The 9842-nt window shown below is 61.7% G+C and carries 9 protein-coding genes; 8 read left to right on the top strand and 1 reads right to left on the bottom strand.

The features are described from left to right. The first annotated feature begins 148 nt into the window (after window positions 1-148). Window positions 149-790: a DUF1345 domain-containing protein gene (locus tag ACW9JE_RS24945; RefSeq protein ID WP_224541408.1), complete on the top strand. Its 642-nt coding sequence runs from the start codon at window positions 149-151 to the stop codon at window positions 788-790. On the opposite strand, the gene ACW9JE_RS24940 is transcribed toward ACW9JE_RS24945, so the two are convergent. Further along, the gene (locus tag ACW9JE_RS24940; RefSeq protein ID WP_224541411.1) at window positions 762-2453 is read right to left on the bottom strand and encodes a fibronectin type III domain-containing protein; all 1692 of its coding nucleotides are present in this window, start codon (window positions 2451-2453) and stop codon (window positions 762-764) included. The two genes, ACW9JE_RS24945 and ACW9JE_RS24940, sit on opposite strands and share 29 nt — an antisense overlap. A 205-nt stretch (window positions 2454-2658) precedes the next feature. Here ACW9JE_RS24940 and ACW9JE_RS24935 point away from each other — a divergent pair, with 205 nt between their 5' ends. From ACW9JE_RS24935 to ACW9JE_RS24905, 7 genes are all read left to right on the top strand, one after another. Next, complete coding sequence (locus ACW9JE_RS24935) at window positions 2659-3498, top strand: AraC family transcriptional regulator (RefSeq protein ID WP_224541413.1); 840 nt, start codon at window positions 2659-2661, stop codon at window positions 3496-3498. A gap of 52 nt (window positions 3499-3550) precedes the next feature. Continuing rightward, window positions 3551-4159, top strand: coding sequence for a LysE family translocator (locus tag ACW9JE_RS24930; RefSeq protein WP_224541415.1), 609 nt, complete (start codon window positions 3551-3553; stop codon window positions 4157-4159). 140 nt (window positions 4160-4299) lie between these two features. Further along, window positions 4300-5325: a LacI family DNA-binding transcriptional regulator gene (locus tag ACW9JE_RS24925; RefSeq protein WP_457434242.1), complete on the top strand. Its 1026-nt coding sequence runs from the start codon at window positions 4300-4302 to the stop codon at window positions 5323-5325. Between the two features lie 182 nt (window positions 5326-5507). Further along, window positions 5508-6290: a sugar phosphate isomerase/epimerase family protein gene (locus ACW9JE_RS24920; RefSeq protein WP_457434241.1), complete on the top strand. Its 783-nt coding sequence runs from the start codon at window positions 5508-5510 to the stop codon at window positions 6288-6290. Beyond that, on the top strand, window positions 6283-7320 hold the full coding sequence (locus tag ACW9JE_RS24915) for a sugar kinase (RefSeq protein WP_457434240.1): 1038 nt from the start codon (window positions 6283-6285) through the stop codon (window positions 7318-7320). Before ACW9JE_RS24920 ends, ACW9JE_RS24915 begins: the two co-directional genes overlap by 8 nt. Before the next feature lie 51 nt (window positions 7321-7371). Continuing rightward, a complete protein-coding gene (locus ACW9JE_RS24910) occupies window positions 7372-8667 on the top strand; it encodes an MFS transporter (RefSeq protein ID WP_457434239.1) in 1296 nt (431 codons plus the stop codon). Window positions 8668-8686: 19 nt separating this feature from the next. Beyond that, complete coding sequence (locus ACW9JE_RS24905; protein ID WP_457434238.1) at window positions 8687-9664, top strand: NAD(P)-dependent oxidoreductase; 978 nt, start codon at window positions 8687-8689, stop codon at window positions 9662-9664. Window positions 9665-9842 lie beyond the last annotated feature (178 nt).

Here is a 9842-nt window from a genome sequence, read left to right as displayed (position 1 = left end):
GGTCGTCAACGATGATGCGGGAAACCTGATGCCCCGCGTTATCGTTGGCCTCCATCGCGAGCATGCTCGCTCCTACAGGGGTTCAGTGTTGGCCATGCCACTGCGCTGGGGCTAAGGTGTTGGCATACTCCGCCGCCATCGAGCCCCCATGCCCTTCCTCACCCACACCCACCCACGCCTCTCCGCCGCCACGACTCTGGGCATCGGCGTGGGCATTCTGGCACCGGCCGATTCGGTCATCGGCAAAATCCTCATCGGCTGGAACACTGGGGTCTGGGCCTACCTGATACTGATGATCTGGCTTGCCGCGCACTCCAAGGCAACCGACGTCAAACGAATCGCCGACATCGAAGACGAGAACGCCGGCCTGGTGTTGCTGGTGGTATGCATCGCAGCGATTGCCAGCCTGGCCGCCATTACCTTCGAACTGGCCGGCAGCAAGGAACTGGCAACCACCCCGAAACTTCTGCACTACGGCTTCACCGCACTGACGGTGATCGGCTCATGGCTGCTGATCGGAGTGATTTTCAGCGTGCACTACGCCCGCCTGTTCTACACCTGCGAAGACAAAGCCCCGGCCCTGCGCTTCGCCGAAAGCCTGACCACGCCCAATTACTGGGACTTTCTGTACTTCTCGTTCACCATCAGCGCCGCCGTACAGACCTCCGATGTCGGCGTCGCCACGCGGGATCTGCGCAAGATCGTGCTGGCGCAGTCGTTGATCGGGTTTCTGTTCAACACCGCGATACTCGGGTTCTCGATCAATATTGCGGCGGGGTTGTTTGGTTGAACGTCGGGCCTTCGATCTCAATGGTCAGCGCCGCAGGTTCAGAGGCGTTTCCGGCCAGATCCATGGCGCACACTTCAAACGAGTAACTGCCGGGCAGCAAATCCACAGCGGTGTAGTGCAGCAGTGGCGTGCTGTCGAAGTACGCATGGCTGTTGTAAATCACATACTCAAGAACGCCGATATCATCGGTTGATTCATTCCATGCCAGCGTGACCGAGTCGGTGGTTATCTGTGTGCTGTGCAGATTTCCCGGTGTACTGGGCGCAGTAATATCCTGGGGTTCATAGATCAGCAGCGTCGGCTCGGACAGTTGCCCGTACATGTCGAACACCGTGACGCTGATCCGGTATTCGACACCTGGCACCAAGTCGTTCAAGACCACGGAAGTGAAAATGAGCACATCAAGGTAGTGCTCTTCATTAATCAGAATTTTTGCGCCGGTCGTTGTCCCTTCATCCGGCTGCCACCATTCCAGTCGGGCTGATGTGGCGGTCAAAGCCGTGATGCTCAACTCAGGTGCCGACGGTGGTGGTGAAGGCGCCTGTCCGGTGGTTTTAAAGGCAACGGCCGGGCTGGCGCCCGATGCATTCCCTTGCTTGTCCCGGGCACGCACGAATGCCCAGTGATAAGAGCCGCTGGCCAGCCCGGTGAAGGTGAATTGTGTATTCAACGTCCGGTAAGGCAGAAACCCGTACAGGACCGCTTCATAACTGGCCACCCCAACATCGTCACTGGAGGGCTCCCAACTCAATGTTGCACTGGTGTCGGTTATGTCACTGACAACCGGAGCCCCAGGTCGGCTGGGAGGAACATCGTCCGAGACGGTACTTTCGAACAACGCGATGTCGGAAACCTCCCCATCCAGCATCGCTTGAACCTTGAACTTCAAGTGGTGTGGCACCGGTCCCGGTGATACATCCGAGAGCCAGAAGCTGTGACCCAGGCGGCCAGCCGCCGTAGTGAACACCTGACCATTGACAGTGACTTCATGAGCGGCAGGCTGTTTGAAAACCGGGTCCCACGCCACCCTGCACAGTCCGTTTCGCTGACTGAACCGCAGGTTGGAGGGAGTGCGCACCCGGGTCTTGAACGTGGCACCGCTGGGCCCGGAAACGCCTGCGTCATTGACCGCCCGCACTTCAACCTTATAAACCGTAAAGCTCCTCAAATGCGTGAGGCAGACTTGCGGCTCATCCACCTGTTTGACCAGAAACCCGTTCAGGTAAACCCGGTAGCGAATGCCGGTGAATCCGGGGTTAGCCCGCTCCCAACTCAAGCTCAATGATGAAAAGCTCACATCCAGCAGCTGAGGCAGCCCCGGTTTGCCGGGCGGGTGGAGTTTGAGCAGACGATAAGGGCTGGGATCCGAGACGTTGGTGACTGACGCTTTGGCCGTCACCTGAAACTGATACTCGACATCGGGTTTCAACGCTTTTATTTCACAGGGCGGACGGAGCACATTGAGCGTTGGCAATCCCTCGCCGGTCACTTCATAACCAATGGCATTCGGGCACTGGTTGCACCATGAATAGGGTTCATCCCAGCTCAACAAGGCGGTGGTTGAGGACGTCCGCCAGCCTCGTATGTTGCCGGGCGCGCAAATTCGAATGCCTGATCTGGGCTCGACAGGATTTTCTACCGCGGACGGCTCGATCCGGCTCATGTTCAGCCTCCCTGCTCACGTCAATGTGCTGATCACTAGAACACATCCCCGGCGCTTGCATAACTATCAGAACTGCTAGTGGCGCGGTGGCGTTTGCGTGCTATGGCTAGTCGATTCGCTGGCTGAACCCCCTGCACAAACGTTCTAGCCACCCTCCACGACGCGGGGGTTAATATGGACCGGCAATCCGTCTCGCAGGTGCAGCATGACTTCTCACAACTGGATCGACCTGGCCCAGGATGCCGACACCGGCATCGAGACGCTGCGCGCGCATTTCGAGGGGCATGCCTACGATCCGCACTGGCATGACAGCTACCTGGTGGGGTTCACCGAGCAAGGAGTCCAACAGTTCAACTGCCGGCGGGCCAAACACCAGAGCACGCCGGGCAAGGTGTTTTTGCTGGAGCCGGGGGATATCCACGACGGTGAGGCGCCGACCGAGGACGGTTTCACTTACCGCATGCTGTACCTCGATCCGCAGTGGCTGACCCGGGAAATCAGCGCGTTGTTCGACAAGGCGCCGGACCACGGTGAATTGAGTTTCGCCCAGACCCTGACCACCGATGTGCAGCTGACCCAGGCCATTGCGCGGGCCTTCGAGACGCTGCATCGCGGTGAACTGAAGATCGTCCGCCAGACGGCGCTGGACGGTTTGCTCGAACGCCTGACCACCCACCTGCACTGGCGCGCCCGTTATGGCGAAGACCCGCGCCTGCCGCTGGTGGCGCAGAAGGCCCGGGAATACCTGCACGCCCATGCCCACGAAGACATCGGACTCGATCAACTGGCGGCGGCCACCGGCGTCGATCGCTTTCGCCTGACCCGCGCCTTCAAGGCCGCTTACGGCATGGCGCCCCACGCCTATCTGGTGCAACTGCGCCTGGCCACCGCCCGGCGAATGCTGGCCCGGGGTGAGCAGCCGGCGACGGTGGCGATGGCTTTGGGCTTCGCCGACCAGAGTCATCTGGGCCGCTGGTTCGTGCGCGCCTATGGCCTGACGCCGGCGCTGTATCGCAAGCGTTGCTCAAATCTTCCAGACAGTTGAACGGCGGGCCGGTGAAGATCGAATTCACTGATCTTCACTGGAGTTGCTAGCGATGTTCGCCTCTTTCCCGACGTTATTGCCCTTCCTGCTGTTCGCCTTCGTGGCCTCCATCACCCCAGGTCCCACCAACATTCTGGTGCTGAGCAACAGTGCCCGATTCGGTCTGAGCGCTGCCCTCCCGATCATCCTCGGCGCCTGTGCCAGCGCTGCAATTCTGGTACTGGTGGTGGGCACCGGTGCAGGCTCGTCTTTGAACAAATGGCCGGCGGTCCAGACAGTGATGCAATGGGCCGGCGTGAGTTGGCTTAGCTACCTGGCCTGGCAGATTTTCCGCGCGGCAGCCAGCGCGGTGACCGCCCAGGACAGCGGCTCGCGCCTGGGGATCTGGGGCGCTGCCAGCCTGCAATGGATCAACCCGAAGACATGGATGATGGCGCTGGCGGTGGTCAGTGTGTTCGCCGGTGTCGGAGAAGATCGCATGGTGCATGTGCTGTACCTGTCCCTGGCGTTTTTCCTGATTTCCCTGCCGTGCATGGGTGTCTGGGCGTTGCTCGGCGCCGGATCCAGCCGCTGGTTGCGCTCGCCTCGGTCCATGCAGCGTTTCAACCGCTGCATGGCCCTGTTGCTGCTGGGTTCGGCGTGGCTGAGCGTTCTGGCCTGACTCCGTCCGTCGGCGCTTGCTCGACAATTTCTAACCCGGGACTTGACGGCGAATCCGCTTCTGGTGTCTTCTGAAACCGGTTTCAGCACAATCTCACGACACGTTGAAACCCTATAAATCCAATAACAAGGTTTCAGTCCGTGAACGATTTTTCCGCCGCCCAGCGCAGCCGCGTCACCATGCTCGACGTCGCCGAACACGCCAAGGTGTCCAAGGCCAGCGTGTCGCGATTCATCGGTGACGACCGCGCCCTGCTCTCCGACGCCATCGCCTCGCGCATCGAGCAGGCCATCGCCGAACTCGGTTATCGCCCGAACCAGATGGCCCGCGGCCTCAAACGCGGGCGCACCCGCCTGATCGGCATGCTGGTGGCCGACATCCGCAACCCCTATTCGATTGCCGTGATGCACGGCGTGGAAACCGCCTGTCGTCGCCACGGCTACAGCCTTGTGGTGTGCAACACCGACCGCGATGACGAGCAGGAACGCCAGCACCTGGCGCTGCTGCGCTCCTACAACATCGAAGGGCTGATCGTGAACACCCTCGGCCACCACCGTGACGAATTGCACGAACTGCACCGGGAAATGCCGATGGTGCTGGTGGACCGCAAGGTCGAGCACCTGGAGAGCGACATGGTCGGGCTGGATAACCCGGCGGCTGTGGAGCTTGCGCTGAGTCATCTGGAAGAGCGCGGCTACCGCGATGTGCTGCTGGTGACCGAGCCCTTCGACGGCACCAGTTCGCGGATCGAGCGCGTGGCGAGTTTCAAGGCACAGATTGCAAAGCGGCCGGCGTTGCGTGGGACGTTGATCGAGACGGGCAGCGATCTGACGGCGGATTTGAAGTGTTTTCTGGAGGTACCTGGTCCCGGGCCCAAGGCGTTGTTCTGTGGCAACGGGGTTGCGGCGCTGGCCAGTACGCAGGGACTGCGGGAGTTGAACTGCCAGCTGTTTGAGGATGTGGGGCTGATCGCGCTGGATGATCTGGATTGGTATCCGTTGGTGGGGAGCGGGATTACCGCGCTTGCCCAGCCGACGGCGGAGATCGGGGCGAGTGCGTTCGAGTGTCTGCTCAAGCGGTTGCGTGGGGATGATGGGCCGGTGAGGACCCTGGATTTTTCGGCGCGGTTGATTGTTAGGGGGTCGACCCTTGGGAACTTGCGGTGAATGTGGTGGCCTCTTCGCGGGCAAGCCCGCTCCCACAGGTTTGGTGGGTGGACATGGAATTTGTGTACGACACAAATCCCTGTGGGAGCGGGCTTGCCCGCGATGAGGCCAGAAAGAACACCGCATCAATGCCCCCTTTTTTTTTGCATAGAAATGAAACCGGTTTCAGAGGTACAAAAACAATGAACAAACCCACCGTTTCCATCAGCCTATCCAGCTACGGCGCCGATCTTGTGCGCCAACGCGGTCAGGGCAGTTTCATCGAGATCCTGGCCGCCGCCGGCGCCAGCTGCATCGAATGGCGCGAAGAGCTGCTCACCGGCGAAGCCCCTGCACAGCTCGCCAGCGAAGCCCAGGCCACTGGCCTGCAAAGCATCTATTCCTCCCCCATGGAGCTGTGGCTGGCCGGTCAGTCCAAAGCCAATCCCGAATTGATCAGCGCCCTGCAAAGGGCCCAGGCCTTCGGTGCCAAATGGCTGAAAGTCTCGCTGGGTTATTTCACCGACAACAACGACCTGCCAGCGCTGGCCCAAGCCTTGGCCCACAGCCCGGTGCAACTGCTGGTGGAAAACGACCAGACCCTGCATGGCGGACGCATCGAACCCTTCCAGCGCTTTTTCGCGGCGCTCGAGCAGCACAACCTGCCGATCAAGATGACCTTCGACATTGGCAACTGGCACTGGCAGGACCAGTCCGCCAGCAGCGCCGCACGCCTGCTCGGGCGCCACGTTGGTTATGTGCACTGCAAGGCCGTTTCCCGCCGCGCCGACGGCAAGCTCGTAGCCATACCGCCCGCCGCCAGCGACCTGCATCTGTGGGAACAACTGCTGCGGCACATGCCCCAAAACGTCATGCGGGCCGCGGAGTATCCGTTGCAGGCCGAGGATCTGCTGCAACTGACCACCGAACACGTCGCCACCCTCGCCCGCCTCGGCCAGACCCGTCTGGAGAGCGCCCATGTCTGAGATCGATATCCTCTCGTTCGGCGAAACCATGGCCATGTTCGTCGCCGATCACAACGGCGATTTGGCGAACGTCGACCACTTCCACAAGCGCATTGCCGGCGCCGACAGCAACGTCGCCATCGGCCTGTCGCGCCTGGGTTTCAAGGTGGCGTGGCTGAGCCGGGTGGGCGCCGACTCCCTGGGTCGGTTTGTCGTCGACACGTTGAAAAAGGAAGGCCTGGATTGCAGCAATGTCGCCGTCGACAGCGCTCACCCGACCGGTTTCCAGCTCAAGTCCCGCACCGATGACGGTGATGATCCTCGGGTCGAGTACTTCCGTCGTGGCTCGGCGGCCAGCTACCTGTCACCGCAATCGATCGCTCCTGAACTGCTCAATGCGCGGCACCTTCACGCGACCGGCATTCCTCCGGCGCTGTCGGACAGTGCCCGGCAGATGTCCTTCGAACTGATGACCCGCATGCGCGCCGCCGGGCGCAGTGTCTCGTTCGATCCGAACCTGCGCCCGAGCCTGTGGGCCAGCGAGCGGCAGATGATCAGCGAGATCAACCGTCTCGCCGCCCTCGCCCACTGGGTGCTGCCGGGCCTCGGCGAAGGGCGTTTGCTGACCGGGTTCGAAGACCCGGCCGACATCGCCGCGTTTTACCTGGACCGGGGCGCCGAAGCCGTGGCGATCAAGCTGGGGCCACACGGTGCCTATTACCGCACCCAGCTGGATCAGGGTTTCGTGGCCGGTGTACCGGTAGAAACCGTGGTCGACACCGTCGGCGCCGGCGACGGTTTCGCCGTCGGCATGATCAGCGCCCTGCTGGAAAACCACAGCTTCCCTGACGCCGTGAAGCGCGCCAACTGGATTGGCAGCCGGGCGGTGCAGAGTCGGGGGGATATGGAGGGGTTGCCGACCCGATCCGATATGGCTGTTGAATTTGAAATTGCTGTTCGCGAGCAAGCTTCGCTCCTACGGGGGGTGCGTGATCCTGTAGGAGCGAAGCTTGCTCGCGAAGAGGCCATCACTGCCACCGCAAAAGCCTGACTGAAACCGTTACCTGCTGCGACAAAAACAACAAGCTCAGGAGCACCACTGATGAAAACCGCTACCCTCGCCACCCGCCGCTGGTGGTACATCATGCCCATCGTGTTCATCACCTACAGTCTGGCGTACCTGGACCGCGCCAACTACGGCTTTGCCGCCGCCTCCGGCATGGCCGCCGACCTGATGATCACCCCGGGCCTGTCGTCGATGCTCGGCGCGCTGTTTTTCCTCGGCTACTTTTTCTTCCAGGTGCCCGGCGCGATCTATGCGCAAAAGCACAGCGTGAAAAAGCTGATTTTCGTCAGCCTGATTCTCTGGGGGAGCCTCGCGACCCTGACCGGGATCGTCTCCAACGCCTACTGGCTGATCGTCATCCGCTTCATGCTCGGCGTGGTCGAAGCCGCGGTGATGCCGGCGATGCTGATCTACCTGTGCCACTGGTTCACCCGCGCCGAACGCTCCCGGGCCAACACCTTCCTGATCCTCGGCAACCCGGTGACCATGCTCTGGATGTCGGTGGTCTCGGGTTATCTGGTGCAGCACTACAGCTGGCGCTGGATGTTCATCATCGAAGGTCTGCCGGCGGTGCTCTGGGCCTTTATCTGGTGGCGTCTGGCCGATGATCGCCCGTCCCAGGCCAAGTGGCTCAACGACCAGGAAAAACACGATCTGGAAAGCGCCCTGGCCGCCGAACAGGTGGGCATCAAGGCGGTGAAGAACTACGCCGAAGCCTTCCGTTCGCCCAAAGTGATCATCCTCGCCTTGCAGTTCTTCTGCTGGAGCATCGGCGTCTACGGCTTCGTGCTGTGGCTGCCGTCGATCCTCAAGGCCGGCGCGCAAATGGACATGGTCGAGGCCGGCTGGCTGTCGGCGCTGCCGTACCTGGCGGCGGTGATCGGCATGCTGCTGGTGTCCTGGGGCTCGGACAAACTGCAGAAACGCAAACGCTTCGTCTGGCCGCCGCTGCTGATCGCTTCGTTCGCGTTCTACGGCTCCTATGCGCTGGGCGCCGAGCACTTCTGGTGGTCCTACACCCTGCTGGTGATTGCCGGCGCCTGCATGTACGCACCCTACGGGCCGTTCTTCGCGATCATCCCGGAGATCCTGCCGGCCAACGTGGCGGGTGGCGCCATGGCGCTGATCAACAGCATGGGCGCGCTGGGTTCGTTCGGCGGTTCCTATCTGGTCGGCTACCTGAACAGCTCCACCGGTTCGCCCGGTGCGTCGTACCTGTTGATGAGCGGCGCACTGATGTTGTCGGTGGTGCTGACGATTGTCCTCAAGCCCGACGCCAGCGACCGGGAGCGTCCCGCGGTGGCCATGAACCCGCGCCACGCCCACCCTTGATTTGATGAAGAGACTGACGATGAAAAAGCAGGTTGTGCTGTACAAGAAACTCTCGGCGCCGTTGATGGCGCGCCTTGAGCAAAAGGCGGACGTAACGCTGATCGACAAACTCGACGCCGAAGGCCTGACACAACTGCGCGCCGCCCTGCCCCGGGCCCACGGTCTGCTCGGCGCCAGCCTGAAACTGGACGCAGGGCTGCTGGACCTCGCACCGAATCTGCAGGCGGTTGCCAGCGTTTCGGTGGGCGTCGACAACTACGACATCGACTACCTGACCGAGCGGCGCATCCTGCTCAGCAACACCCCGGACGTGCTCACCGAAACCACCGCCGACACCGGTTTTGCGCTGATCCTGGCCAGTGCCCGGCGGGTGGTGGAGCTGGCGAACATGGTTCGTGCGGGTGAGTGGCAGCGCAACATTGGCCCGACGCATTTCGGCAGCGATGTGCACGGCAAGACCCTGGGCATTATCGGCATGGGGCGCATAGGCGAGGCATTGGCCCAGCGCGGGCATTTCGGTTTCGGCATGCCGGTGATCTATCACAGTCACTCGCCGAAACCGGCGGTGGAACAGCGGTTCGGAGCGCAGTACCGGAGTTTGCCGCAGTTGCTGCAAGAGGCGGATTTCGTTTGCCTGACCTTGCCGCTAACCGCCGAAACCGAAGGCCTGATTGGCGCCGAACAGTTCGCGCTGATGCGCCCGGAAACGATCTTCATCAACATCTCCCGGGGCAAGGTGGTGGATGAAGCGGCGATGATCGAAGCGCTGCGTTCGGGGCAGATTCGCGGGGCGGGGCTGGATGTGTTCGAGCGTGAACCGCTGGATGCGGATTCACCGCTGTTGCAGCTGGACAATGTGGTCGCGACCCCGCACATCGGCTCGGCGACCCATGAGACGCGGGAGGCGATGGCGAGCTGTGCGGTGGACAATCTGTTGATGGCGTTGGCGGGTGAGCGGCCGAGGAATCTGGTGAATGTGGGGGTGTGGAAGGTCTGAGGGATTCGGCGTTTATCAGATAGCTATCGCGAGCAGGCCCGCTCCCACAATGGATTTGTTTACACCGAACCACTGTGGGAGCGAGCCTGCTCGCGATGGCGGTGGGTCAGGCAATGAAGATGTTGAAGCTGCCGACCTCTTCGCGGGCAAGCCTCGCTCCTACATGAGCGCCGCGTAC

Source organism: Pseudomonas sp. SDO55104_S430 (genome assembly GCF_054070595.1).
Note: the sequence above shows the minus strand (reverse complement) of the source record. Positions and strands in the feature narration are given on the sequence as shown.